At 42.1% G+C, this 25,030-nt stretch carries 22 protein-coding genes; 13 read left to right on the top strand and 9 right to left on the bottom strand.

Translation table 11 applies throughout. The features are described from left to right. Nucleotides 1-168 precede the first annotated feature (168 nt). Nucleotides 169-1,581, bottom strand: a complete 1,413-nt coding sequence (locus tag Q3A68_RS16465; RefSeq protein WP_302902208.1) for a phosphohexomutase domain-containing protein — start codon at nt 1,579-1,581, stop codon at nt 169-171. A 90-nt stretch (nt 1,582-1,671) separates the two neighbouring features. On the opposite strand from Q3A68_RS16465, the gene Q3A68_RS16460 reads away from it, so the two are divergent. Continuing rightward, nucleotides 1,672-2,982 carry an aspartate kinase gene (locus tag Q3A68_RS16460; protein WP_302902207.1) on the top strand — a complete coding sequence of 437 codons (1,311 nt, stop codon included), beginning with the start codon at nt 1,672-1,674 and terminating at the stop codon, nt 2,980-2,982. 86 nt (nt 2,983-3,068) lie between these two features. After that, entirely contained in the window at nt 3,069-4,241 is a 1,173-nt protein-coding gene (lysA, locus tag Q3A68_RS16455; RefSeq protein ID WP_302902206.1) for a diaminopimelate decarboxylase, read from the top strand. 10 nt (nt 4,242-4,251) lie between these two features. Here lysA and Q3A68_RS16450 read toward each other — a convergent pair whose 3' ends face one another. Further along, nucleotides 4,252-5,022, bottom strand: coding sequence for a hypothetical protein (locus Q3A68_RS16450; protein ID WP_302902205.1), 771 nt, complete (start codon nt 5,020-5,022; stop codon nt 4,252-4,254). 159 nt (nt 5,023-5,181) lie between these two features. Here Q3A68_RS16450 and Q3A68_RS16445 point away from each other — a divergent pair, with 159 nt between their 5' ends. The 6 genes from Q3A68_RS16445 (at nt 5,182) to Q3A68_RS16420 (ending at nt 10,001) form a co-directional block, all read left to right on the top strand. Further along, nucleotides 5,182-6,852, top strand: coding sequence for a ribulokinase (locus Q3A68_RS16445; RefSeq protein ID WP_302902204.1), 1,671 nt, complete (start codon nt 5,182-5,184; stop codon nt 6,850-6,852). Beyond that, nucleotides 6,827-7,522 (top strand): L-ribulose-5-phosphate 4-epimerase AraD, encoded by a 696-nt coding sequence (gene araD, locus Q3A68_RS16440; protein ID WP_302902203.1) that lies wholly within the window; start codon nt 6,827-6,829, stop codon nt 7,520-7,522. Before Q3A68_RS16445 ends, araD begins: the two co-directional genes overlap by 26 nt. Nucleotides 7,523-7,537: 15 nt before the next feature. Continuing rightward, complete coding sequence (locus Q3A68_RS16435; RefSeq protein ID WP_302902202.1) at nt 7,538-8,521, top strand: family 43 glycosylhydrolase; 984 nt, start codon at nt 7,538-7,540, stop codon at nt 8,519-8,521. A 102-nt stretch (nt 8,522-8,623) separates the two neighbouring features. Beyond that, nucleotides 8,624-9,280, top strand: a complete 657-nt coding sequence (locus Q3A68_RS16430; protein ID WP_302902201.1) for an HAD family hydrolase — start codon at nt 8,624-8,626, stop codon at nt 9,278-9,280. Between the two features lie 79 nt (nt 9,281-9,359). Next, nucleotides 9,360-9,554 carry a cold-shock protein gene (locus Q3A68_RS16425; RefSeq protein ID WP_302902200.1) on the top strand — a complete coding sequence of 65 codons (195 nt, stop codon included), beginning with the start codon at nt 9,360-9,362 and terminating at the stop codon, nt 9,552-9,554. 126 nt (nt 9,555-9,680) lie between these two features. Next, on the top strand, nt 9,681-10,001 hold the full coding sequence (locus Q3A68_RS16420) for a YtxH domain-containing protein (RefSeq protein WP_302902199.1): 321 nt from the start codon (nt 9,681-9,683) through the stop codon (nt 9,999-10,001). A 103-nt stretch (nt 10,002-10,104) separates the two neighbouring features. Here the strand turns inward: Q3A68_RS16420 and Q3A68_RS16415 are convergent, their stop codons facing one another. From Q3A68_RS16415 to Q3A68_RS16405, 3 genes are all read right to left on the bottom strand, one after another. Continuing rightward, complete coding sequence (locus Q3A68_RS16415; protein WP_302902198.1) at nt 10,105-11,982, bottom strand: M1 family metallopeptidase; 1,878 nt, start codon at nt 11,980-11,982, stop codon at nt 10,105-10,107. Between the two features lie 268 nt (nt 11,983-12,250). Then, nucleotides 12,251-12,772 carry a YciE/YciF ferroxidase family protein gene (locus tag Q3A68_RS16410; protein WP_302902197.1) on the bottom strand — a complete coding sequence of 174 codons (522 nt, stop codon included), beginning with the start codon at nt 12,770-12,772 and terminating at the stop codon, nt 12,251-12,253. 168 nt (nt 12,773-12,940) lie between these two features. Beyond that, nucleotides 12,941-13,561 carry a collagen-like triple helix repeat-containing protein gene (locus Q3A68_RS16405; protein ID WP_302902196.1) on the bottom strand — a complete coding sequence of 207 codons (621 nt, stop codon included), beginning with the start codon at nt 13,559-13,561 and terminating at the stop codon, nt 12,941-12,943. Between the two features lie 254 nt (nt 13,562-13,815). On the opposite strand from Q3A68_RS16405, the gene Q3A68_RS16400 reads away from it, so the two are divergent. The 4 genes from Q3A68_RS16400 to Q3A68_RS16385 all read left to right on the top strand — a co-directional run bounded on the left by Q3A68_RS16400 (nt 13,816) and on the right by Q3A68_RS16385 (nt 16,238). Next, nucleotides 13,816-14,187 carry a winged helix-turn-helix domain-containing protein gene (locus Q3A68_RS16400; RefSeq protein ID WP_302902195.1) on the top strand — a complete coding sequence of 124 codons (372 nt, stop codon included), beginning with the start codon at nt 13,816-13,818 and terminating at the stop codon, nt 14,185-14,187. Between the two features lie 131 nt (nt 14,188-14,318). Further along, the gene (locus Q3A68_RS16395) at nt 14,319-14,912 is read left to right on the top strand and encodes a hypothetical protein (protein WP_302902194.1); all 594 of its coding nucleotides are present in this window, start codon (nt 14,319-14,321) and stop codon (nt 14,910-14,912) included. A gap of 182 nt (nt 14,913-15,094) precedes the next feature. Beyond that, entirely contained in the window at nt 15,095-15,640 is a 546-nt protein-coding gene (locus Q3A68_RS16390) for a DoxX family protein (RefSeq protein WP_302902193.1), read from the top strand. Nucleotides 15,641-15,698: 58 nt separating this feature from the next. Further along, nucleotides 15,699-16,238, top strand: coding sequence for a DUF2911 domain-containing protein (locus Q3A68_RS16385; RefSeq protein ID WP_302902192.1), 540 nt, complete (start codon nt 15,699-15,701; stop codon nt 16,236-16,238). Nucleotides 16,239-16,304: 66 nt separating this feature from the next. On the opposite strand, the gene Q3A68_RS16380 is transcribed toward Q3A68_RS16385, so the two are convergent. The 4 genes from Q3A68_RS16380 to recR all read right to left on the bottom strand — a co-directional run bounded on the left by Q3A68_RS16380 (nt 16,305) and on the right by recR (nt 23,396). Next, nucleotides 16,305-20,900: a LamG-like jellyroll fold domain-containing protein gene (locus tag Q3A68_RS16380; RefSeq protein WP_302902191.1), complete on the bottom strand. Its 4,596-nt coding sequence runs from the start codon at nt 20,898-20,900 to the stop codon at nt 16,305-16,307. Between the two features lie 237 nt (nt 20,901-21,137). Next, nucleotides 21,138-21,953 carry an SDR family oxidoreductase gene (locus tag Q3A68_RS16375; RefSeq protein ID WP_302902190.1) on the bottom strand — a complete coding sequence of 272 codons (816 nt, stop codon included), beginning with the start codon at nt 21,951-21,953 and terminating at the stop codon, nt 21,138-21,140. Further along, a complete protein-coding gene (locus Q3A68_RS16370; RefSeq protein ID WP_302902189.1) occupies nt 21,940-22,773 on the bottom strand; it encodes a glycosyltransferase family 2 protein in 834 nt (277 codons plus the stop codon). The genes Q3A68_RS16375 and Q3A68_RS16370 overlap by 14 nt, the downstream gene beginning before the upstream one ends. 5 nt (nt 22,774-22,778) lie before the next feature. Continuing rightward, a complete protein-coding gene (recR, locus tag Q3A68_RS16365) occupies nt 22,779-23,396 on the bottom strand; it encodes a recombination mediator RecR (RefSeq protein ID WP_302902188.1) in 618 nt (205 codons plus the stop codon). A gap of 161 nt (nt 23,397-23,557) precedes the next feature. Between recR and Q3A68_RS16360 the strand changes: the two genes are divergently transcribed. Next, entirely contained in the window at nt 23,558-25,030 is a 1,473-nt protein-coding gene (locus Q3A68_RS16360; protein WP_302902187.1) for a sodium:solute symporter, read from the top strand.

Raw genomic sequence — 25,030 nt, 5'->3', positions numbered from 1 at the left:
GGTAAAAATATACAATATGGCGCGGTCCTTACTTAATCTGGAATAAACGTTACAATTAAAGTACACTATAACCTAAAAATATTCTGTTTATTGTGTATGAAATACTTTTTCATAAGAAAAGCCATCTGCTTTTACAGATGGCTTACAAATATTTAATTCCTGGTTTATTTATCCCAACAGGACAGCTTTCACTTTATCCAATATTTTGAATGCTTCTGCCGAACCAGGGGCTTCAGCATAAACACGCAATACCGGTTCTGTTCCCGAAGGACGTAACATTACCCAGCTCTCATCTTCGAAGAAAAACTTATAGCCGTCCATATCTTCTACACGGCTTACCTTCAAATCGCCAAAACTGGTATACTTACCGCCTTTGCTGTTGCTAATGATCTGCTGTTTCAACTCTTCCGTAACATGCAGGTCATAACGTTCTACGGCGAATTTACCTACCACGTCATATATCTCCTGTACCAGTTCGCTTAATGAACGTCCGGATTTGGCAATGAATTCCCAAACAATCAAACCGATCCAGATACCATCGCGTTCAGGAATATGCCCTGCGACAGCAATACCGCCTGATTCTTCGCCACCAACAAGGAATGGGTTACCCGAGTTAACAATCAGGTCGCAGATATATTTAAAGCCGATTTTTGTTACGATGTTTTTCAGTCCGTAAGCATCGCACAGCTTTTGTATTTTGCTGGTACAGCTAAAGGTTGAATAGACATCGCCTGTCAAACCTTTCACTTTGTGCATATAATGGATCAACAGCAACAGGATGTGGTGCGAATCCACAAAGTTGCCATCCTGGTCGTACAAACCGATACGGTCTGCATCACCATCCGTTACCAAACCTGCTGCAACCTCGCCTTCTGAAAGTTTGATGATATCTTCAAACTCTTTTAGGTTACGCTGAATCGGTTCCGGAGCCTGGCCTGCAAATCCCGGGTTATGGTCACTATGGATACGTGTAATATCCGGAAACAAACGCTCCATCACATTCATACCCGCCCCATACATCGCATCATAGGCCCAACCAAGTCCGCTGGTGCGGATAGCTTCCAGGTCAAAGTTATTCTCTACATGCGCCACATACATATCTTCCAGGTTGATAAACTCCACCAGGTCATCTTTCTGATAATCAGCGACTGACTTCAGATCCAGGGTTAAGCTGTCAGGGATTTGGGATTCAACCTTTTCGATATCATCCGGAGTAGCCGGACCACCGTAGCTCGCTTTGATCTTGTAGCCATTGTATGACGGCGGATTATGACTGGCGGTAATAATAATACCTGCTGAAGCATGCTTTCTAACGGTACCCAACGAGATCATTGGGGTTGAAACAAAAGTATTTTCGGCACGGTAAACCTTTACCCCCTGCGACGCCAGTACGCGGGTAGTAACATCAGCAAACATTGGCCCTGCAAAACGCGGGTCGCAACCTACAACAGCTGATGGGGTCTTAAATTCTTGCTTTAGCCACAATGCGGTTGCATAGGCTACTCGTTTTACATTCTCAACTGTAAAATCATCTGCGATAATGGCTCTCCAGCCATCAGTACCAAACTTAATTTTGCTCATTGTGGGTTATAATGGTTAAAAAAATTCTATTTTTAGCGCCTTAAATTCTATACAAGAATATTAATCATTTGTGGTAAACAGAAACAAAAAATGAAAGTTTTAAAATTTGGCGGTACATCGGTGGGAAGCCCTGAAAGGATGAAAAAACTGCTGGATATTATCGATGCCTCTGAAAGACAGATAGTAGTTCTTTCGGCGGTATCAGGCACTACGAATAGTTTGGTCGAAATCGGGCAGGCTTACCTGGCTGGTGATAAACCCAAAGCTGCCAATCTGATAAAGGCATTAAAAGACAAATACGAGATATTTATAAAGGAACTGCTTGCCAAGCCTGACTATCTGGAACAGGGTAAGGAAGTAATTGATTACCATTTTGATCTGCTGTCCAACCTGTCGAATGACCTGTTTACTAATATTGAGGAAAAGATCATACTGGCACAAGGTGAATTGTTATCCACTACCCTGTATCATGTCTATCTGAAAGAAATCGGTGTACAAACTGTACTGTTGCCTGCGCTTGATTTCATGAAGATTGATGAAGATAACGAGCCGATAGTAGAGTATATTACCGAACATATTACGCCATTATTAGATAAATATCCGGATAATAAGTTGTTCATCACGCAGGGATACATCTGCCGTAATAGTTTTGGCGAAATCGATAACCTGCGCCGCGGTGGCAGCGATTATACCGCCTCACTGATTGGTGCAGCTATCCGCAGCGAAGAGGTACAGATATGGACCGACATTGACGGTATGCATAATAACGATCCGCGGATTGTTAAAGGCACCAAGCCTATTGCACAGCTTTCATTTGATGAAGCTGCTGAGCTGGCTTATTTCGGCGCCAAAATATTGCACCCGCAAAGCGTATTCCCGGCACAGAAGTATAAAATACCTGTTCGCCTGCTCAACACAATGGATCCGAAAGCACCGGGAACACTAATCACCAACGACAGCGAGAAGAATAAAATAAAATCCATTGCTGCCAAAGATGGCATTACCGCTATCAAGATACAATCGAGCCGCATGCTGCTGGCACATGGGTTTTTACGCCGTGTTTTTGAGGTATTTGAAAGATACAGAACATCTATCGATATGATCACCACCTCAGAGGTGGCAGTTTCATTAACTATTGATGATACAACTTACCTGGAAGAAATCAAAAACGAGTTGCTGAGCTTCGGTACGGTGGATATTGATAGAGATCAAACCATTATTTGTGTAGTGGGTGATTTTGGCGCTGAGCAACATGGTTACGCCGTCCGGGTACTGGAAGCTGTAAAGCATATCCCTTTACGAATGATCTCTTATGGTGGCAGTGACCATAATTTATCGATCTTATTAAATACAAATGATAAAGTTGAGGCCCTGAGAAGCCTGCATAATAGACTGTTTTGATTTCGGAATTCGGAATTTCGATTTCGGATTTAATCAGATTTAGGATTTAGAGTTTAGAAATTAGAATTTAGGATTTCACCACAATAATGTTCGATACCAATACCATTACACGCTTTAAGGATTTAGAAACGCCGTTTTACTATTACGACCTGGGTTTACTTCGCGGAACGTTGGAGGCCTGCAAAAATGCTTCTGACAAGTACGGTTTCCATGTGCATTATGCCATGAAGGCTAATTTCAATCCAAAAGTTATAGCAGCAATTCAGTCATATGGTTTTGGAGCCGATTGCGTAAGTGGCAACGAGGTATCGACCGCGATTGCAAACGGCTTTGATAAAAGCAAAGTGGTTTTTGCGGGTGTCGGCAAATCAGACAAAGAGATCAATACAGCATTGGACGCGGATATATTCTGCTTTAATGTAGAATCGATACAGGAGTTGTTCATCATCAATGAACTAGCCCAGGCAAAAAACAAAAAAGCCAATGTAGCTATCCGTATCAACCCCAATGTGGATGCACATACGCATCATTTTATTACAACCGGCCTCGACGAAAATAAATTCGGTATCAATAGCTGGCAGTTGCACGATGTGATTGACGCTTTAAGAAAATGCGCCAATCTGAAATTTGTGGGTATCCACTTTCATATCGGTTCACAAATTACCGACCTTGAGGTCTACAAAAATCTTTGCAATCGTATTAACGAAATGCAGGATTGGTTTGAGGATCATGGCTTTCCGGTTAAGGTGCTGAATACAGGTGGCGGCCTGGGAGTTGATTATCATAATCCGGATACAAACCCAATCGCCGATTTCGAAGGTTATTTTAAGGTATTCAAAGACTTTCTGAAAGTAAAACCCGGGCAGGAAGTACATTTTGAATTGGGTCGCGCCCTGGTAGCACAATCATCGGCATTGGTATCAAGAGTATTATATGTGAAGATGGGTCAGAAAAAGAACTTCCTTGTGCTGGATGCGGGGATGACCGAGCTGATCCGCCCTATGCTTTACCAGGCCTATCAGAAGATTGAGAATTTGAGCCGGCAGTCGGCAGTCAGAAGTCAGAGATCAGAAGCCAAACTGAAATATGATGTTGTAGGTCCCATCTGCGAAAGCACCGATTGTTTTCAAAAGGATGTGGAGCTGCCTGAATCTTTCCGCGGGGATATTTTTGCTATTCGCACTGCCGGAGCTTATGGTGAGGTGATGTCTTCTGGCTATAACTTACGTGATAAAGTACAGAGCGTTTATTCTGAATAAGTTAAATAAGTTAAAACTTAAAGCCGAACCTGACAAAAAAGTTATTCCCGATCTCAGCGGTAGCAAAGTAATTTTTGAAAGTGATAAAGTAACTCGCTTTAGGAAAGAAATTGTGAAAGAAACGCTCGTTCAGATTATCATCCGTGTAGTAAGTATCATTCAGGTCATTGTGGCCCAGGGTAGTACCCAGAAACCCACGAATACCATGCTGAATACCAGTGTTATTTCTACTGTGAAATAATACTTCGGTGGTTAAGCCAATTGTATAAAGGTCAGTACGCGGATCTACAAAATAGCCCCCCTGTCTAGACAATTGCTGTCTATAATTTACATAGTCGCCAAACTCGTGGCTGTACGCCATTTCAACCCCAATAAACCGAAAATCAGTGTTGCCCGATGTTACAAAAGCGTTAGCCGAAAACCGCCCACCTACTGCCCCGAAAAATTTGTCTGAGAAATAATTTGCATCCGTTTTACTTCCCGAATACTGATAATCGCCAAACACCCCAAACGCACCATAGGCTACATTGAAATTATCAAAAACGTGCCCTTCACTCACATTGATCTGACCGGATGTAAGGAAATCAGTATAATTAACACCCGCATAGTTGTTTAAACCCGCTGAGATGTAAGTGGTACTTTTCTTACTGTCAAATGACGACGGCTTGGGTTGGTAAGCAATATCCTGATGATAAAGCGCAGGGGCATATACGTGGGAACAGGCACTTATAACCAGTAGTAGAATAAGGCCTGAAGGTATTAAAACACGATGTTTCATCATAACATTACGCTTTTAGAACGCAATATATAACAATTCGTTTTTTTTATCTTTTAAATTAATGTCTAAAAGCTTAAGTTTACCGCACAAAAAACAAGTGTCTTTTTAACAATTATTCGCTTGTTGCACCAATCTTAAACTAATTATACATTATAAATAATTATGGATCAATTTGTTATCGGTGTTGACTATGGCTCTGATTCTGTACGTTCAGTGATTGTTAACGCAAAAAACGGGAAGGAACTGGCTTCGTCAGTATTCTATTATCCCCGCTGGCAAAAGGGATTATATTGCGAGGCAACCCAAAATCAATTCCGCCAGCACCCGCTGGATTATGTGGAAGGACTGGAACGGACGATCAAAGACTGTATTGAAAAAGCAGGAGGCGCTTCTGTAGCACCGGCTATAAAAGCTATTGCCGTAGATACAACCGGCTCCACTCCTGTAGCGGTCAATGAATCAGGTGTTCCTTTAGCGCTAACACCCGGCTTTGAAAACAATCCCAATGCCATGTTTGTGTTGTGGAAGGACCATACAGGAGTAAAGGAAGCAGGTGAGATAAATGAACACGCTACTAAATTTAAGATCAATTATCTACAATACGTTGGCGGCATTTATTCGTCTGAGTGGTTTTGGGCCAAACTGCTTCACGTTTTAAGAGCTGATGAGCAGGTGCGAAAAGCATGCTGCTCATGGGTGGAGCATTGCGACTGGATACCTTTTATGCTTACAGGTGGTGACCATATCAGCAAAATGAAACGCGGACGTTGTGCTGCAGGTCATAAGGCCTTGTGGGCAGCAGAGTTCGGCGGTTATCCGCCAGATGATTTCTTTTCATCGCTTGACCCATTGTTAAAAGGTTACACAGCTACCCTTTTACAGGATACTTATACTTCTGACCACCCCGCCGGAAAACTCAGTACCGAATGGGCGCAACGCTTGGGCCTGTCGACTGATGTTATAGTAGGTGTAGGAGCTTTTGATGCGCACATGGGCGCTGTAGGCGGACAAATTGAGCCATACCATCTAAGCAAAGTAATGGGCACATCCACGTGCGATATGCTGGTTGCCCCTAAGTCTGATCTGGAAGGCAAGTTGATAAAAGGCATTTGCGGACAAGTAGATGGTTCGGTAATACCGGGCATGATAGGTCTGGAAGCAGGTCAGTCGGCATTTGGTGATACCTACGCATGGTTCAGGAAATTATTAGAATGGCCGCTACAATTCGTTGATGACAAACAATTAAAGGAAAGCATTTCCGACAAGATTATCCCCGAACTAAGCAAACAAGCGGCTGCATTACCATTAGATGAGAACGCAGAACTGGCTATAGACTGGCTGAACGGCCGAAGAACACCTGATGCCGATCAATTATTGAAAGGTGCAATAAGTGGCCTAAGTTTGGGCAGCGATGCGCCCCGTGTGTTCAGAGCATGGGCCGAAGCTACCTGTTTTGGTGCAAAAAGCATTGTTGATCGTTTTAATAGTGAGGGTGTGCCGGTAAAGGGATTGATCGGCATTGGCGGCGTTGCAAAAAAATCGCCCTACATTATGCAAATGATGGCTGATGTGATGCAAATGCCTATCCGCATACATCAATTTGAACATACTTGTGCATTGGGCGCAGCCATGTTTGCCGCCACAGCTGCGGGCATTTACGCCAATGTGGAAGAAGCCATGAAAGCTATGGGTGGTGGTTTCGACAAAGAGTATTTCCCGGACCCGCAGAAAGCGCTTTTATATCAAAACAGGTATCAGAAATATATAAGCCTGGGTAAATTTATTGAACAAAAATCAGTTAACAGTCATGAGCAAATACCAACATATTCGTGAATCAGCCTACCTGGCTAATATGAAATTACCCAAATTAAACCTGGTAATTTTCACATTCGGCAATGTCAGCGAAGCCGACCGCGATCTGGGTGTCTTCGCTATAAAGCCAAGCGGCGTACCTTATGAGGTGCTTTCGCCTGCTAACATGGTGATCGTAGATTTTGATGGTAAAGTGGTTGAAGGCGATATGAGGCCGTCATCTGATACCAAAACCCACGCCGTTTTATATAAACATTGGAATATCGGAGGTGTCTGCCACACGCACTCTACTTACGCTACGTCGTGGGCACAAGCTTTACGCGACATACCACTTTATGGCACTACACACGCCGATCATAAAACGGTGGATATACCATGTGCCAAACCCATGCCTGATGATATGATTAAGGGAGACTATGAATATCAGACAGGTTTCCAGATTATGGATTGCCTGACTGAACGGAAGTTCGACTATCATGAAGTGGAAATGATATTGGTGGGTAATCATGCGCCATTTACCTGGGGAAAAAATGCAGACAAAGCAGTTTACAACAGCGCAGTACTGGAATCGATCGCGCAAATGGCTTTATTAACCGAACAGATCAACCCGGACTGCAAACGGATGAAGGAATCGCTGATAAAGAAACATTTTGAGCGCAAGCATGGACCTGATTCCTATTACGGACAATAAATTATAGTCATCAATATGGGGTTCAACAAGACTCTTTTCAGGAGCATTTTAATTCCACTGATCTGTTTGTATTATTCAGCGGACACATTTGCACAGAGCGGTTTTATTAAAAACCCGATAACCGAAGGCTATTTTGCCGACCCGACAATTTTAAAGGACAAAGGCAAGTATTACATCTACGCAACTATTGATCCATGGGGAGGTAACGAGCTGGGTGTATTAGAAACAAAGGACTTTAAAACGTTCGTTCAACGCCACCTGAACTGGCCTACAAAAAAAGCCTGCACCAGTCCTACGTCAGGCGACTCTAAAGTTTGGGCTCCATCTGTACGCAAAGCGCCCGATGGCAAGTTTTATATGTATGTGGCTGTTGGCAGTGAGGTGTGGGCCGGGGTGAGCAACTCCCCTCTTGGCCCCTGGAAAAATGCAAAAGCCGATAACACTCCTTTAGTTAAATCCCACGATTATCCCGGGATGCACAATATCGACCCTGACTGTTTTATTGATGACAACGGTCGGGCTTATTTGTATTGGGGATCGGGCCTTAACTGGGTCAACGGGCATTGTATGGCGGTAAAGCTCAAAAAGGATATGGTCACTTTTGACGGTAAGGCGGTTGACATCACACCACCACATTATTTCGAAGCCCCGCACATGGTAAAACGAAAAGGTTTGTATTACCTGATGTATTCTTACGGAAAGGCAATTGATGCAAGCTACCAGGTACGGTATTCGGTAAGTAAAACGCCATTGGGCCCCTGGATTGAGGGTCCTAATGACCCGATTCTTTCTACTTCGGCTGATAGTACGACTTATGGTCCCGGGCATCACACTGTATTTAAAGAAAACGGCCAATATTACATTCTGTATCACCGCATATATCCACAGAAAAAAGATTATGTGCTGCGGCAACTTTGTATTGACAGCTTAAACTTCGACGCTAATAACAATATCCTGAAAATTAAGCCCAAAGGTGTAGCATCTGTTGTCAAGCAATAACTAACTATTACCGTTGATTTTAGTGATTAATTGATTGCGTGTTATTTTCGCAAAAAACACGCAATAACTAATCACTGATCCAACTAATTACTAATCTCTATAATGCAAGCTTTTATTTTTGACTTGAACGGCACCATGATCAACGACATGGAATACCATACCCGCGGCTGGATGTATACACTGAACGATATTCTGGGCGGGCATTTTACGTGGGATGAAGTGAAGCCCCAGATGTATGGCAAAAACCAGGAGGTTTTAGTTAGGATGTTTGGTGCCGGCAAGTTTACCGAAGAGGAGATGGAGCGCTTATCCATCGAAAAAGAGAAACGTTACCAGATGGAGTTTCTGCCTCATCTACAACTCTTACCGGGCTTGTTGGAATTTCTCGAGAAAACCTATCAAGCCGGAGTACCGATGGCTATAGGCTCAGCAGCAATTCCTTTTAATATTGACTTTGTTTTGGATAACCTGAACATCAGACATTACTTTAAGGCAATAGTAAGCGCCGACGATGTGGTATTCAGCAAACCTCATCCCGAGACTTTTTTGAAAGCCGCTCAGTTACTAAATATTGAACCCACCGAATGCCTTGTATTTGAAGATGTTCCGAAGGGAGTTGAAGCTGCACAAAATGCAGGGATGAATGTGGTAGTATTGACGACAACCCATTTGGCAGAGGAGTTCACTGAATTTAAAAATATACTGTATTTGGCAAATGACTTTACAGATAACTTCTTTAACGCTTTATTAAATAGTTGAGATAGGATTCTTTGAGCGACAAATTCTTGGATTTATCAAAATATTATAGCTAACTTGCGCGCTTTCAAAAAATAATGTAATGCAAAAACAAGGAACAGTTAAATTTTTTAATGAAACAAAAGGCTTTGGTTTTATCGTCCCTTCTGATGGTAGCCAGGATATCTTTGTTCATTCTACAGGCCTTATTGACGAGATCCGTGAGAACGATCAAGTTGAGTTCGAAGTACAAAACGGACGTAAAGGCTTAAATGCGGTAAATGTAAAGGTTATTTAATCATAACTCCCTAAGTCAGTAATCGTATTGGTCCCGTTTATAAACGGGACTTTTTTATTTTAATAAAAAACACTACCTTTTATTTGTTGTTAGACTTTTAAAGATTAACCTTTTAAACATATAAACATGAAAGACCAGGCAAAAGTTATAGTGGCACTTTTAGCGGGTGCAGCCGTTGGCGCTGCAGTAGCTTTATTATTGGCTCCAAGCAGCGGCTCTGAATTGAGAGAAGATATAGCAGATTATGTTGATGATATTGTTGGTTCAGCTCGTAACAAAGCGGAATCAGCAGCTAATAGCATCCGCGAATATGGCAATAATACAAAATCAAAATTCAGAAGCGCGGTAAACGACCTGTCAAACTACAAGGACGGAGTGGTTGATAGCGTAAAATCAAAGGTAAAAAGTGGTGCAGATGATTTGAACGATTCCGTTCAGGACGCGTAATCGGATTGTCGATAGCCCATTTAAGAAAAATGCCCGTTAAACGGGCATTTTTCTTTTTTCAACAGGAAATATAAAGGGTCGCTGGGTGCTGCGCCCCTACGTATTATTTGGCGGTCCATTTATTGTTACTTTCGTCGGCATCCATAAATATTCCGTTATCAAGCTCTACCGATTTTATTGCTTTTGTGGTCTTGATCATAATCGCGATCTGTTTCTGATTCTTTTCCCAGACTGCTGATGTTTGATGGAAACTTTCGGTAGTGGCATCAGCATAAGTAACTTTGACATCAAATGGGATGACAAATCCACCGACATTTTTTACATCAGCTTTATAGCCGGCAGCAGTTTTGGTTACATTCTCTAAAGCCAGGTCGTCGTAATAGTTGGTAAAAAACCAGTTATTAAAGAACCAGTTGAGATTTCTGCCCGATCCGCTGTTCATTGAATTAAAATAATCCCACGGAATCGGGTGCTTACCATGCCAATTGGTCATATAATTATGCAAAGCTTTTTTAAACAACTCATCACCAAGCATATCCTTCAATGCCAGATAGCTTAATGACGGTTTTCCATACGCATTATTACCATAACCTCCGCGCACTTCGTTTGATGGGGTAATCACCGGCAGATCCTCTGCGGTTGAACGATCATGTGTCCAATAATCAACACGGAATTGTTTGTAAAATTCATCCGCCTGTTTAACAGGCCTTTCCGTTCTGCCGATCAATAGTTCGTAGGTAGTAGCCCAACCTTCGTCCATATAAGCATAACGGCTTTCATTTATCCCCATATAAAATGGGAAATAGGTATGGGCGATTTCGTGATCTTGTACCAATTGGGCAAATTTCAGATCACCGGTATGGCTATCATTTACCATCATCGGGTACTCCATATCGGCAAAGCCCTGAAATGCGGTCATCTTAGGGAAAGGATATGGAACGCCCGGCCAATTGTGAGAGAACCAACCTAAAGCATTGCGCCCAAATTGCACAGAATGATGAAAATCTGCTGATTTATCAAGGAAGGCAGCCTGCATACTTGCCCTGCGGTTGGCAGCATCATCAACCAATACACTGGCAGCGTCCCAATCGTAATGGTCACTAATACCTACCGCTACGTCACTAATATCAGCGGCTTTCCATGTCCAGGTATTCCAATCATTTTGTGTAGTAATATTTTTCTTGGTCAGATCTTCAACCGTTGCAATATGAATAGTCGAGTCGCTTGTAAACGACTTTTCTAATCGGGCCGCATATTCAGGCTGTAACACTTGCCTGGCATTTTGCAGGGTACCTGTGGCCCAAACAATAAAGTTCTTAGGCACAGTTACATTCAGGGTATAGTCATTAAAGTCGTTATAAAACTCCTGTGCATCCAAAAAATCCAGCCTGTCCCAACCATTATAATCATCATATACTGAAACCCGCGGATAAAAATAAGCGAGATAAAAAGAGGTTGAGTCGATCACTCCTTCCCTGCCTGGCCCCTTAGCCAACTGATAATGCCAAACTATATCCAGCTTCACCGAATCATGCGGCATTAATGGTTTCGGTAAGCCCACCGCTTGGTTGGTGGCGCGCGCTGTAACATTATTCCAGCTTTTTGCCTGGCCATTTACTTTAAAAGTATCTATCTGAAGACCATCTGTCAGATAATCTGCTGACGTGGTTGAAAACCTGGCGGCACCCGGGCGATGGATATTCATGATCAATTTCATGTTGAGCCTGCTAAGTGTATCAGGACTATTGTTGACATATACGATATGCTCAACGCCTTTAACATTGGAATTTGGAGGGGCAACTGATATATTGATATCGTATCTTCCAAAATTTTGCCAGTAATTTTTCCCGGGGCGGCCGTCGGGTGAACGTGTGCCTTTTTGATAAGCCAGCTTAATATCCCGAGGCATATAAAGTTCCTGTGAATTTGCCTGCAAAAAGATAATGGCAAGAACAATTGATAGTAGTGTGGTTTTTAGCATCGTAATAAATTTGAAGCAAATTAAATATTAATTACTCGACGCTTATGTGCCAAAATCAACTATTTGCTAATTTCAGACTTGCGAAACCAAAACAATGTAAATAAGTAGTTACAAAATTTGGATAAAACACAATAATTCACTTACTTTGGCTTAGTTATTTTAATAGGGGTATTAAATAACTTTTCTGAAGCCAGATCGCAAGGTCTGGCTTCTCTTTTTGATAAATGCCCAAATTTTATCTGCTTATTGAAGCAACAGATTCACGAAATCACTTTTGATTTTCGGCCTTCTTTTCCAAATATTCTTCACATATCAAAGTAAATAAACGATCGTTATCTACGTTTTCGTCAAAACATTCGGTCAGCATCTGGCTAATTTGGGGGTTTCCCATGTAGCCGGCAATCATCTTTAACATCCTGAGTGATGTCAGCTCGATATTTTCGATCAATTGCATATACAGTATTACGTCCATATCGTTAATGATGGTCGATTTGCCGGAATTATTATTGAGATTGTAAGCTTCTTCAATTACTGACTTTATCACGTCACAGCCTTCGTCGGATGGCTTCGCTGCTAACAGGCTGTAAATTTCATCAATACGTGCCTGTTGTTTTTGTACATCTTCCAAGTCTTCACGGATAGCTAATCTCATTGTATTAAACGAAGCTATCTCCTGTAGTTTAGGCAAGTTGCGTGCAAGATATCCTTTGGTACAATTCACTCTGTTTAGCTGGTGAATAAACAATTGCTTCAAATCAAGTTCAGTTCGGGTTATATTAAGGGTTTCCATAAAGTCAAAATTTTAATAACTATTTGATTAACAACAAAATTCAAACATTGTGTTCACGCACCTTATTTCATTGACTGATCTTTCATAAAATGAAACAATCTCTGCTTTAAATAAAAGCAGAGATTGTTTGCCAGCTGTATCCAGCACCTATCAACCAATAGTCAAAGATCAATCCGGCAGATGCAGAGCCTGTTTTACCTGGTTATAGTTCTTTGGATTCACACTGCCGAGCGTATGCACTCCGCCTGGTATTATTACATACCGGAATTGGTGCAGATTGGAAATACTACCGTATGCATTAGAACTGCTTGCCAGGTTGATCCTGATATTACCAACAGTGCAATAGTCTGACCATGAATCTATATTCTGTGTTGACCCGTTCATATAGGTGATCTCGATCGGTAATGCACTCACCTGACTTGTGGGCCAGATGATTGGGTTATAACCATCAAGCTTTCCATAAACTATCACACTGCCATTATCTAATATGACCTGAGTAACTTTCGAAGCCGTGATATCATAGTAAAAATTATAAGTACCAAATATTGTATCCTTTTTATAGGTTGTTGGCGTTATCCAGTCCGAATAAATAACATTGGCCGTACCTGTTGCACCGGTGGCACCCGCAACGCCTGCTGTACCATTGGTTCCTGCGACACCTTGCGGCCCGGTTGGCCCAGTAGCTCCTATGGCCCCTGTCGGACCGATTTTCCCATCTTTTCCGCATGATGCCATTACCAGCAGCATAAAAGCGATTGATAATAGTAATAAGTAGTCTGTCTTTTTCATTTGATTAATTTTAATGTTTCTCAATAATGTTATGCCTGGAGCATTGTCTCTCCCGACAATCCAAAACTGAGAAGACATTCCCGCAGAAATTGCAGGACATCTACGCGACGTAAGCCGTAATTATCCCTGAAAAGAACGATGTAAAATCCGAAGAAACGATGAGTAGATTTACCTATTGGTTAGAAGTATTAACACTTGCGCAACTGAAAAGTAATTTGCGGCTCCCTCTGTATTTATTTAGTTTTACCTGAACAATGGCTAAATCGGTAAAACATATTCTGAAACAGGAACTGGAAATAAAAGTAGGCGGAAAGCTATGGCTGGAATCAGAAGGCGAGCGTTTTTTTGGCCCCGGTCCGATGGAACTGCTGGAAAAGATTGAAGAAACCGGCTCGATAAGTAATGCGGCAAGAGCCATGAATATGTCGTACAAAAAGGCCTGGGAGTTAATTAATCATCTCAATACGCAAACAAACTTTCCGGTGGTAGTGCCGCAAGCCGGAGGTGAAAAAGGGGGCGGATCAACCCTCACTGCGGAAGCCATTGAACTTATTGAATATTATAAAGCGCTTCGCAAACGCTTCAAAACATTTTTGGAAAACGAAACCGAACGTTTAAAAATTTAATCTTGCTTTTTTAGTTCGTTTTTTCTGCGCATCGTTATATATTTGAAAATATAACGCTATCGTTCCGAAAGGTTTACCTGCCCTACTCGACAAATGGAAAACAACTAAAAAACAATTTTAAAACCAACTGCATGAAACAAAATTTACACCCAAAACAACCACCAAAAACAATCTTAGTCGCAATTGTTCTTTTTTCTATTTTATCATCGGGTCAAGTTTTTGCGCAACAGGCAAAGACTGATTCCACCAAAATGAACCCTACAGCCGCGCCGTCAGTAGCCACAGCTAAAACCTATCCACGTGCAGTGGGGTATTTGAGTTTTATCGTACCTGTAGTAGTCATTGATAAAAATGCAACCACGTGGAATTTCAATGGTACCACAAGGATTGGGTTCCCGGTTGGCGTGAATGTGCTGTACAGTGATCATTTTGGTTTTAGCTATGAGTTTACTCCATCCATAACAGCTACAAAGACCAGCAGTAAAGTGAGTAACCTGTTATTTGATCCGGGAACAATGTTTCGTTTTGAACATGGATTTACTATTATTAGCCGGCTGGCGTTTGAAACAGCAGGTCGCTATGGTTTTACACCCGTATTTAACCAGGTATACGCACGCACCAAATACGTCAATTACTTTATAGCAGGGTCACTCCCATGCAGATTTGGCAATGGAGCCCCGGGATCCATTGGGTTCAACGTGCAATTCGGTTTTACTTTCAATTAAAATCAGGCGCTTAACGGCAGGTTAAATTGATAGCTCGCTGGCGGTTACATCAAAATAAGATTTATGCAGTTTTATATCAAACTTTTTAGGCATTGTATAAAATAGTATTAATTTTAAAGCTTTGACGATGCGGTTTAAGAATTCGAAGCCGTAGTGTCGTCACCTAAATTATACTTGTGCAGATGCCAGACTTGGGGAAAATTATAAGAGTAAATATTAATGACTGGAAGGAAAGAAACGGAATAAAAATTTTACGGTTTTCGTTAGGCTTCATTTTCTTTTGGTTTGGCGTTTTAAAATTCTTTCATGGAATTAGTCCTGCCGAATCGATTGCAGGCAGGACCATAAGCCAACTTACTTTCGGGGTAATAAAACCATCCATATCCCTGCCGTTACTTGCCCTATGGGAATGTACTATTGGTCTGGGACTTATTACAGGCGCCTGGATGCGTTTAACGCTGATACTACTTTATTTGCAGATGGCGGGCACATTTTTACCGTTAATATTTTTCCCGCACGAAACGTTCTCAGGATCTATGTTTATTCCAACCCTACTGGGGCAGTATATTATTAAAAATTTCGTATTAATTTCGGGGGGAATTGTATTAGGTGCAAATTTGCAGGGGGATTCAAAAGTTGAAAGCAAAACAACCATTGAAGCCGGGACTAACCTATCCGTTTCCGATGCCCCGGTTGTTGAACAAGACTACCTAACCTTTAAAAATTAAGTGACTGATCCAATAGAATCCGTAACAAACCAAAAATTTAAACTTAAGCAAGCGTACTATGAAAAAGAATTATTCTGTAAAAATCCTGGCAATTGTCTTAATGACGCTGATGTTGCCTACCCTATTAAAAGCACAGACCGATAAATCGAAAAGACCAAGTCCTCCGGCCACTGCTACAGGGAAAATCGGTGATGCGACCATCACTATTGATTACAGCAGTCCTTCTGTAAAAGGGAGAAAGATTTTTGGCGGACTTTTACCTTATGGTAAACTTTGGAGAGCCGGTGCCAATGAAGCCACCATGTTTCAGACCGATAAAGATATCATCGTTGAAGGGAAAAAACTTCCGGCTGGTAAATACAGTTTCTTCGCCACTCCGGGCGAAAATGAATGGACAATCTTCTTCAACTCCGAAACCGGGCAATGGGGAGATAAACAAGGCGGCGATGCCAATATGGACCCTGCCAAAACCGTCCTGACTGTTGTAGTTAAACCTAAAAAAACAAATGCCCTAAACGAGAAGCTTGAGTATGGGGTTATGAGCAATGGCTTTGGCTTGCGGTGGGAGCATACAGATGTGTTTGTGGGTGTGAAGTAAATTGTGCAACTTTTATAAGCCATATTAAACCATACAGTTTAATATGGCTACCTATAAATAGCCACTTTACAACTTTACAAACTTACTTTTCCCGATTAAGCTTTTGTCATTACCATTTACAATATATACGACATAAGTTCCCGGCTGTAGTTCACTTATATTTTCCTTCCATTGAGCCTGTGACGAAACAGTCTTTTTTACTACCTGCCCATTAATGGTCATAAAGGTGATATCATAAAATGTATTGGACACCGCATCTGAACTCTGAGTTACTGACAGATTAATCGTATTTTTTGCAGGATTAGGATAAACAGTAATATTACCAGCTAAATTGTTGCTCAGATCTGAATACATTAACGTAACAACTTTTGAATAGCTTATTGCCCCATTTATATCTTCAAGCTTCAACCTATACTGATTCATACCGATTGACGGGGCCTTATCCAGGAAGCCGTATGTTCCTTGCGCCTTCGAAGAGAAACCAGTTAAGACATCAAACGATTTACCGTCATCGTTGCTTCTTTCCAGAGTAAAGTGAGTATAATTTTCTTCATTTTTTGTTTTCCAGACTATTTGCGCACCGTTTGCAACTTTCGATCCATAGAAATTTAATAGCTTGACTGCCAGCGCCGGGTTTTGACGGATGACTATACGAAAACGATTCTTTCCGTAGCTGTTTGTATCTGCCTTATATATATTAAAAGCATAAGTTGTATTATGCCGCATATCCAATGAATCATTTTTATAGTTATCTATTAGCCATATATCAAAAAGCTGAGGGACTCCCACCAGCTCTTTCATTTTCAATTTATAAACCCCATCTGCCGTTGCATTTACTCCCAGACCAATGGTCTCGCTTGATTTAGGCAATGGCTGCAAATTTATGGCAGTAGATATATGATCGCTTGTCAGGCTAGACAGGCTAACTTTGCCAAATCCAGACATATAAATAGCATCTTCATTGAAATCGAAAGTAGTGTTAACACCCTTGCTAAACCGTATCAGAATATCCTCATTGTAATACGTGTCCAACGCCATTTGTAAACGCAAATATTGAATGTTAGCGGTGCGGTCAGCAGGTATTCCCATGAATAAATTATTTCCAGTTACCTGGGTGGTGGTTTTTGCTGCTTCTGTAATAGTAAGCGAAGCCGAGGCATTGCCTGCCATTACAAAAAATCCGGCGCCACTAGGAATAATATGGGTTGCACCATTTGTCGCGCCAACGCCCCCTGACCCTGCCTGATAAAAAGCATAGGTACCATTGGGATTAAGCATAGCAATTGTTTTACCGACATTTGGACCATAAATCGGGCTTGTACTTACAGTACTGCTAAACTGGTCCCAATCAATATTGCTTGGGTATGGATTTCCTATTAAATTGTAACCTCTGAGGCTTGCCGGACTTGATGGAGTATAGCTCAGTGTGGCAGCAGAAGGTGTAAACCAATCTTTTACTAAAATGGTACCCTGATTTAATGTGCCGCTGGCGATTAAGGTAGATGCAATAGGGATAGTAGCCGGCGTATAAGGGTTAGAAGTTGTTTTGTCACCCCTGAAAAAGAATAAATACCCGTTACCTACCGGAATATTATAAGGACCGCCGTCTATATCAATTGTATAATTTGGCGAGGCACTTATATTTTTAATGCCCCGGAAGTCACTATTAGTAAAAGTTGTGTATGCCGGTGTCATATTTTCGCGGAACAAATACAAAGTAGGGTTGCCGACTTTACTAAATCCACCGGCTGTTCCATCGGTGCCTGTCAGAAATGTCGAATTGAGCAGATAGTTGATACTGTACACATTATTGCCATTGACCGTATTGGTATATACAGGTGACGAAAGCAGTCTGTAACCCCGGAAGCCACTGCCGCCAGTGATATATCGCTCCACATTTACTGTACCCGTTATCGTGCTGCCACTTGGTATAGCGGCGACGCTTGCTGTTTGGGTGGCTGTACTTTTTAAAGTTAAAGATGCGGGCGACGAACCAATAACCAGGTTGCCTTGGGTAATGGTTAGTAGATTATAAATATCTACGGGCCCGCCGCTAATTGTTAATGTGCCGTTCGCCGAGTTGTTAATAGTCATACTACCCAATTGTGCAGTGTTGGCTGTACTGCTGCCTGAGTAGGTTTGCGTTGCCGATGATCCGTTCCATGTAATCCCGGATGAGTTATTGCCTCCATAAAGAATTTGTCCGCCCGAGCTGTTATAAATATTGCACCCAACACTGAGCGTGTGTCCGTTTAAATTAAAGGAGGCGCCATTGGCAATGGTCAGACCGTATAAACTTACATCGGATGTGAGTGAAGGATAAAAGCTCAAACCAGCTGGTATGACGATATTTGATGTGTTGTTAAAGGGAGGCAATTGATCCCAGTTGCCCGCTATCGCTGGATTCGTGCTTCCCGCACCGCCTGTCCAAGTGTAAGTTACTGCGTTTGATGGTGCTGTAACATTTATAGTAGATGTACATCCGCCTGATGCGGTCACTACCAACGTGTAAGTACCTGCCACAGCATTTGCGACTGTTGGGTTTTGCGCAGTTGATGAAAAACCGCCAGGGCCACTCCAAGAGTAGGTTGCGCCGGATACCGTATTAGCTGTCAATGAAAAAGAATTACCGGCACAAAAATTCCCACCCCCGGCACCATACAAAATATTTACCTGTGCAGCGGTTAACTCGGTATTATAAATGGCTACATCATCTAATGATCCCTTAAAATAATAACTGGTAGGGGCGTTGGGCCAGGTCACCATATTATCATAACCGACGCGCCAGTAACCAGCATAGGCTTGCGAAGCGATCATAGTGGCATCGGTTGCCTGGAGCGCACCATCCACATACAGGTTGGCCCCATTAGTGGTTGATTCGGTGGCAACTACATGATGCCAGTTGCCATCAGCATAGCTTGCAGTGGTGTTCAAGACCTTATAGGCTGATGGGTAAAGCGCAAAATATAGTTGCCCGCTGTTGCTCATATAAATATGACGATCATTATTAGGGCTTGACCCGGTTTGTGATGAACCAAAACCCACCAGCTTACCACCAGCCGAATTTGTTTTAAACCACACACTGATCGAGAAATTCTGTGGCCCGGGTGACGCAATTGCAGTAGCAGTAGAAATATATTGGGTAGAACCATTAAAGCTGTATGCACTGCTTGCGGCACCGTAGCGGTCGGTAGTAAGTGTGGGCACATTTTGAGGCGTACCATTGTTGTTATTTCCTGAAGCATCATTGGCGTTGCCATTAAATGGATAGGAAATAGATAAACCGATCGCAGGTAAAATTGATAAAACCGGCCCGGCTGTTACAGTTGCCACTACAGCGGTACGGGGTGAACTGGTTGCCCCCCCCTGTGTATAGCTCACATAATAAGTTGTTGTCGTGGTTATTGTTGGTGTAACAAAAGCTGCTCCGGTTCCTAAAGATGACCCGCCTGAAAGAGCCGCATACCAGGTATAAACACCGCCCGCCGGCAAGCTTCCCGAAGCAGTAAGTGTTACCGTACCCGACCCACACACCGAACCACCTGTGCCCGTGGGGGCAGTAGGATTAACAGTAATATTAACTGTGGTGTTACCACTGCCACTTGCGTTATAGGCAGTTATTGTATACGTGGTTGCTGCCATCGCAACGGTGGGCGTACCACTGATTTGGCCGTTAGTACTATCGAAACTTAATCCGGCGGGTAATGCGCTGCTCAAAAAATAACCACCGGACGGTTTAGTTTCATACACCTGATTGGCGTAATAAGCTGATGAAAAAATATTCCCTTTACCGTCTACAGCGACCCCTTCCGGGTCGTTAATGGCTTTACTGGTGAGCAATGAGCCATTGGGTTTGTAAACATAAACTGTATTTGTGGCTGAATTATCGCCTATATAAAAATTCCCCGCACCGTCAATTACCATGGATTGCGGCGATGTAAAGCCGCTAAGAAATGTAGATAAATAAGTCCCGGCCGAATTATATTTTGTTACGTTCGGGCCGCCATTATTTAAAACGTAGATATTACCCGATGCATCCACGGCCACACCAAGTGGAGTATTCAGGTTAGCGGTAGGTAATGAAAGTAAAAGTGTGCCACTGGTATTATATTTCTTTACGGTAACAGCACCCTGATCAGCTATGTAAATATTGTTCGATGCGTCAATAGTAATTCCTAAAGCATAGTTTAACCCGCTGATGATCGTAGACTGATACACGCCACTCGAATTATATTTATATACGCTGCCCGTACCAGGCGTTGCACCAAGGTTCAGGACGTAGGCGTTCCCTGAGGAATCAAAAACCAGGCCTTTAGGTGTCGACATGGTAGCGCCCGAGCCGAAAGTGCCGAGGTAAGTCCCGCTTGAATTGTATTTGCTGATGGTGTTATTGCCGCTATTAGTTACATAAACATTGCCCGCCCCGTCAATAGCCACACCTCGCGGGTTGTTTAAAGTAGCACCGGTAAGGGTAATGGGTGTGTTAAATCCGGTCGCACTAACTCCATTGGTTACTGTAGGCGTTAATGTGGTAATTGCCGTATTAACAGTGTAGACATTTGTTGATGGAGAATAACTAATAATAGGGACCGCAGCGAGAGTACTATTGTATGAAAACGCTAAAGCTGCTGCTAGAATAGAGTAAAATAAATGTTTTGCCATACTCAATATCGTTGAACAACTTGGTATAACACGAACAAATAACAATAAAGAAGGTTTCAACCATTGATTAATTTTAATTAATCATAGATTAATAATTATTATCGATTGAAAATATTATCCAATAAATTCCGTCAACAATAATCTATTAGTTAACAAAAGGTACAATAAACTTAAGTTCTATGACAGGTAATTCTTACCTCAACCGCGTTTTCGAGCAGAGGTTTAGGGATAGGTGTGTTACTTCAATAATGCATCCTTCTCTTTAGCAAACGTCTTGTAAACCAGCTTATCCAGCCATGCCGGAAAGAATTTGCTTATTGCCACAGTTAGTTTGCCCTGGCGGGTCATGATGAGTGTCCTGGTGCGGTTCTCTACTCCGTCAACTATACGTTTTGCAACCTCTTCTGCAGTCATCATTTTTTCTTCTTCCATGTGGCTTTCACCTTGTTGCGAGCCGTCTTTGGCCAAAGCAGTATTGCGTATGTTGGAAGCTGTAAAACCAGGGCAGGCAGTTAACACGTGGACACCTGTTTTCAGATTCTCTATGCGCAAAACATCCAAAAAGCCATTCATCGCAAATTTGGAGGCTGAGTAACCGGAGCGCCCCGGCAAACCTTTATAACCCGCTATGGATGATACGCCCACAATACTGCCCTGTGTTTTTTGAATATGGGGCAAAGCAAATTTGGTACAATAAACTGTTCCCCAGAAGTTGACATCCATTAGTGTTTTCAGCACATTCAGATCAACATCCTTAAACAAGGCCCGCATGCTGATACCTGCATTGTTTACTAATACGTCGATCTTATTAAAAGTAAGTATGGTTTGCTTAATTAAATGGTTGCAATCGTCCTCATTCGACACATCACATTGCACAGCCACAGCCTGAATATTATATTGTTTGATCAGGCTTTCAGTGAGCTCGCATAAGGCAACATACTGACGGGCAGCTAAGACAAGATTGGCACCGCGACTTGCAAACTCAATTGCCAATGCTTTGCCTATTCCTGATGATGCCCCGGTGATAATTACGACTTTGTCATTCAACTTCATACGACGATGGGTAGAGCTCGCCTATGTTTTTGGTGTTCAGCACAGGCAGTTTAAACAAATATTTAGCTGCGAATATAATCATAGCACCATAAAAATGCCTGAAGTAATTCCAGCTAAATTTGTTAACCGCTTTGCGTGGTAGTTGGATGAAATATGTTTTTGAGTAATAATAATTCTTAAATCCCTGTAGCCTGACACGGTATGATAAGTCGATATTATAGCCATATAGAGCAAACCGCTCGTCAAAAAGACCGGTTTTCTCCAATACCGACCGGCGAAGCATCATGCAGGTTTCGTTCAGCACATCTATCTCCTTTGTTTCAAACTCATCAACCCAGTCAGCCTTCCTTTTTGAATAGGAGTAGGTTTTAGGGAAGAAAGATGACAACCCGACAAATTTGATAAATGCAGCCCAGGCGCCTGTTAATGTATGTTTTGAATGTTGCAGGTAATCGCCTTTAAAATCTACCATACGAACACTTGTGCCTCCCGCTAAGGGATGCTGATCCATAAATTCATTCAATTTGGTGATGGAATCAGCACTAATAATCGTATCAGGGTTAATCAATAAAATATATTGTCCTCGGGTTTCCAGTAAAGCATTATTATAGACCTGAGATAGACTTTCTTTAACGGAGTTAATAAATAACTTCACCTGTGGAAATTCGGCAGTAAGCATGCTGACGGAGTTATCTGTAGACCCATTATCAACCACAATAATTTCGTGCGGAATATTGCGTGCAGCTTTTTGCAATGAGGTTAATGCAAGCCGGAGGCCATTACGTGAATTGTGATTGATCAGGATTACGGATAATTTCATACACGCTACTTTGATAGTGAACTTTCGTATGGAATACGTGTCGCGATGGATCTCCCAAGGGTAATCTCATCAACATACTCTAGTTCACCACCAAAAGCTATGCCACGAGCTATGGTAGAAAGGCTAATGTTGAAATCTTTTAACCTTTTGTGCAAATAAAATATAGTGGTGTCTCCCTCCATTGTGGCACTCAAAGCAAATATCACCTCCTTAACCTCGTTTTCTTTTATCCTGGCTACTAATGTATCTACCTGTAAGTCAGAAGGACCGACCCCGTCAATCGGAGAGATTAAACCACCCAAAACATGGTAAAGCCCATTGTACTGATCAGTATTCTGTATAGCCATTACATCACGTGTATCCTCTACTACACAGATAGTTGCGTGATCGCGCTTAGGTGCGGAGCATATTTCACATATCTCCTGATCTGAAATATTATGACAAACCCGGCAAAATTTTATTTCATTTCGCAGTTTGATGATGCTGTCGCCAAATTTCGCTACTTCAGCCTTATCCTGGTTCAACAAGTGCAATACCAGGCGCAAAGCGGTTTTTTGTCCCACCCCCGGCAATTTGGCAAACTCTGCCACCGCATTCTCCAGCAACTTTGACGAGAAATTCATTTTGCGAATTTAATTAAATTAGTCGGGAAGTCGGAAAGTCCGCGTAAGTCCGGAAGATGGGATTTGTTGAACATAATACATATCTTGCCTCAAATTAGAGACTGTCATTTCGAACGAGCTGACATGATTATCAAATTTATTTGTCCGACTAAATATCGCCTATGTCGCCTTTAGTTTTACTTTGCTTCATCATCGGCTACTTTCTTATGCTCCTGGTCATATCGTGGCTGACATCGAGAAAATCCTCCGACAACGATACCTTCTTCGTGGCCAACCGGAATTCCAAATGGTACCTGGTAGCTTTTGGGATGATTGGTACTGCCTTGAGTGGAGTTACGTTTATCTCTGTTCCGGGTAAAGTTGGCGCCCCAACTGGGGATCAATTTGCCTATTTCCAATTTGTATTAGGCAATGCAACCGGTTTTATCATTATCGCTACGGTTTTGTTGCCCCTCTATTACCGTCTAAAGCTGACATCCATTTACAGTTATATTGAACAAGCTTTAGGTACATGGAGCTATAAAACAGCAGCGGGAATATTCCTGATCAGTCGCACGATCGGCTCATCATTCAGGCTTTACCTGGTGGTGATCGTGTTACAAAAATTCATCTTTGATACTTATCATATCCCCTTCGCAGTAACTGTATTGATTTGCCTGATACTGATATGGTCGTACACTTTTAAAGGCGGGTTAAAAACCATTATTATTACTGACAGCCTGCAGACCTTATTTCTGGTCTCATCGGTGTTCCTGTCATTGTTTTTTATGTGCCGCAGCCTGAATATGAGCATTTTTGAAGCGGCAGATGCCATCAAAAACAGCAGTTACTCAAAAATTTTCTTTTTTAACGATTTGCTGAGTAGCCATTTCCACTTCAGCAAGCAGTTTTTAGGTGGCATATTCATCACCATCGGCATGACGGGCCTTGACCAGGACCTAATGCAGAAAAACCTAAGCATGAGCCATATTAAAGACGCTCAGAAGAACATGTTCAGTTTTACAACGGTGTTTGTTATCATTAATATTTTCTTTTTAAGTGTTGGAGCATTGCTATACATTTATGCGACAAAATATGGTATCACCGTTACCAAAACCGACTATCTATACCCTACTATTGCTTTAAAATATTTAGGCGTAATCCCGGCAGTTGTATTTATGCTGGGTTTGACAGCGGCCACCTTTGCCACAACTGACTCCGCCCTTACAGCGTTAACCACTTCCTTCTGCGTCGATTTCTTAGGTTTTACAAAAAACAAGGATATCAACAGTTCTAAAATGGTAAAGACCCGTCATGTGGTGCATATTGCCTTTTCAGGGCTAATGCTTCTAACCATAGTGATATTCAATGCTATAAACAATGATGCGGTGGTGAGTGCTATATTCAAAGTAGCCTCTTATACCTACGGGCCTTTACTGGGTCTGTATTCATTTGGCCTGTTTATGAAGGGGCGACAGGTGGCAGATAAACTAGTTCCATTTATTTGCGTTGTATCACCGTTAGTATGTTATTTCCTTAGCACTGATTCAGCAAAATTATTTGGCGGATATGTTTTCGATAATGAGCTCATCATTGTTAATGGATTAATTACTTTTGTCGGGTTATGGCTCACTTCATCACGCAAAAGCCAATAA

It is taken from the genome of Mucilaginibacter tolerans, from assembly GCF_030519375.1.
GTDB lineage: Bacteria > Bacteroidota > Bacteroidia > Sphingobacteriales > Sphingobacteriaceae > Mucilaginibacter.
The sequence above is the reverse complement of the archived record's forward strand: the minus strand, read 5'-3'. Positions and strand labels throughout refer to the sequence as shown.

What these genes read in the sequence shown, in the direction of transcription:
- Q3A68_RS16430 (WP_302902201.1), top strand. Translation starts at nt 8,624, where the DNA reads ATGCAAGCTTTTATTTTTGACTTGAACGGCACCATGATCAACGACATG.
- recR (WP_302902188.1), bottom strand. Translation starts at nt 23,396, where the DNA reads ATGAATTTCTCGTCAAAGTTGCTGGAGAATGCGGTGGCAGAGTTTGCC.
- Q3A68_RS16465 (WP_302902208.1), bottom strand. Translation starts at nt 1,581, where the DNA reads ATGAGCAAAATTAAGTTTGGTACTGATGGCTGGAGAGCCATTATCGCA.
- Q3A68_RS16370 (WP_302902189.1), bottom strand. Translation starts at nt 22,773, where the DNA reads ATGAAATTATCCGTAATCCTGATCAATCACAATTCACGTAATGGCCTC.
- Q3A68_RS16385 (WP_302902192.1), top strand. Translation starts at nt 15,699, where the DNA reads ATGAAAAAGAATTATTCTGTAAAAATCCTGGCAATTGTCTTAATGACG.
- Q3A68_RS16420 (WP_302902199.1), top strand. Translation starts at nt 9,681, where the DNA reads ATGAAAGACCAGGCAAAAGTTATAGTGGCACTTTTAGCGGGTGCAGCC.
- Q3A68_RS16450 (WP_302902205.1), bottom strand. Translation starts at nt 5,022, where the DNA reads ATGATGAAACATCGTGTTTTAATACCTTCAGGCCTTATTCTACTACTG.
- Q3A68_RS16435 (WP_302902202.1), top strand. Translation starts at nt 7,538, where the DNA reads ATGGGGTTCAACAAGACTCTTTTCAGGAGCATTTTAATTCCACTGATC.
- Q3A68_RS16415 (WP_302902198.1), bottom strand. Translation starts at nt 11,982, where the DNA reads ATGCTAAAAACCACACTACTATCAATTGTTCTTGCCATTATCTTTTTG.
- Q3A68_RS16400 (WP_302902195.1), top strand. Translation starts at nt 13,816, where the DNA reads ATGGCTAAATCGGTAAAACATATTCTGAAACAGGAACTGGAAATAAAA.
- Q3A68_RS16360 (WP_302902187.1), top strand. Translation starts at nt 23,558, where the DNA reads ATGTCGCCTTTAGTTTTACTTTGCTTCATCATCGGCTACTTTCTTATG.
- Q3A68_RS16375 (WP_302902190.1), bottom strand. Translation starts at nt 21,953, where the DNA reads ATGAAGTTGAATGACAAAGTCGTAATTATCACCGGGGCATCATCAGGA.
- Q3A68_RS16445 (WP_302902204.1), top strand. Translation starts at nt 5,182, where the DNA reads ATGGATCAATTTGTTATCGGTGTTGACTATGGCTCTGATTCTGTACGT.
- Q3A68_RS16460 (WP_302902207.1), top strand. Translation starts at nt 1,672, where the DNA reads ATGAAAGTTTTAAAATTTGGCGGTACATCGGTGGGAAGCCCTGAAAGG.
- Q3A68_RS16380 (WP_302902191.1), bottom strand. Translation starts at nt 20,900, where the DNA reads ATGGCAAAACATTTATTTTACTCTATTCTAGCAGCAGCTTTAGCGTTT.
- Q3A68_RS16390 (WP_302902193.1), top strand. Translation starts at nt 15,095, where the DNA reads ATGCCAGACTTGGGGAAAATTATAAGAGTAAATATTAATGACTGGAAG.
- Q3A68_RS16395 (WP_302902194.1), top strand. Translation starts at nt 14,319, where the DNA reads ATGAAACAAAATTTACACCCAAAACAACCACCAAAAACAATCTTAGTC.
- lysA (WP_302902206.1), top strand. Translation starts at nt 3,069, where the DNA reads ATGTTCGATACCAATACCATTACACGCTTTAAGGATTTAGAAACGCCG.
- Q3A68_RS16410 (WP_302902197.1), bottom strand. Translation starts at nt 12,772, where the DNA reads ATGGAAACCCTTAATATAACCCGAACTGAACTTGATTTGAAGCAATTG.
- Q3A68_RS16405 (WP_302902196.1), bottom strand. Translation starts at nt 13,561, where the DNA reads ATGAAAAAGACAGACTACTTATTACTATTATCAATCGCTTTTATGCTG.
- Q3A68_RS16425 (WP_302902200.1), top strand. Translation starts at nt 9,360, where the DNA reads ATGCAAAAACAAGGAACAGTTAAATTTTTTAATGAAACAAAAGGCTTT.
- araD (WP_302902203.1), top strand. Translation starts at nt 6,827, where the DNA reads ATGAGCAAATACCAACATATTCGTGAATCAGCCTACCTGGCTAATATG.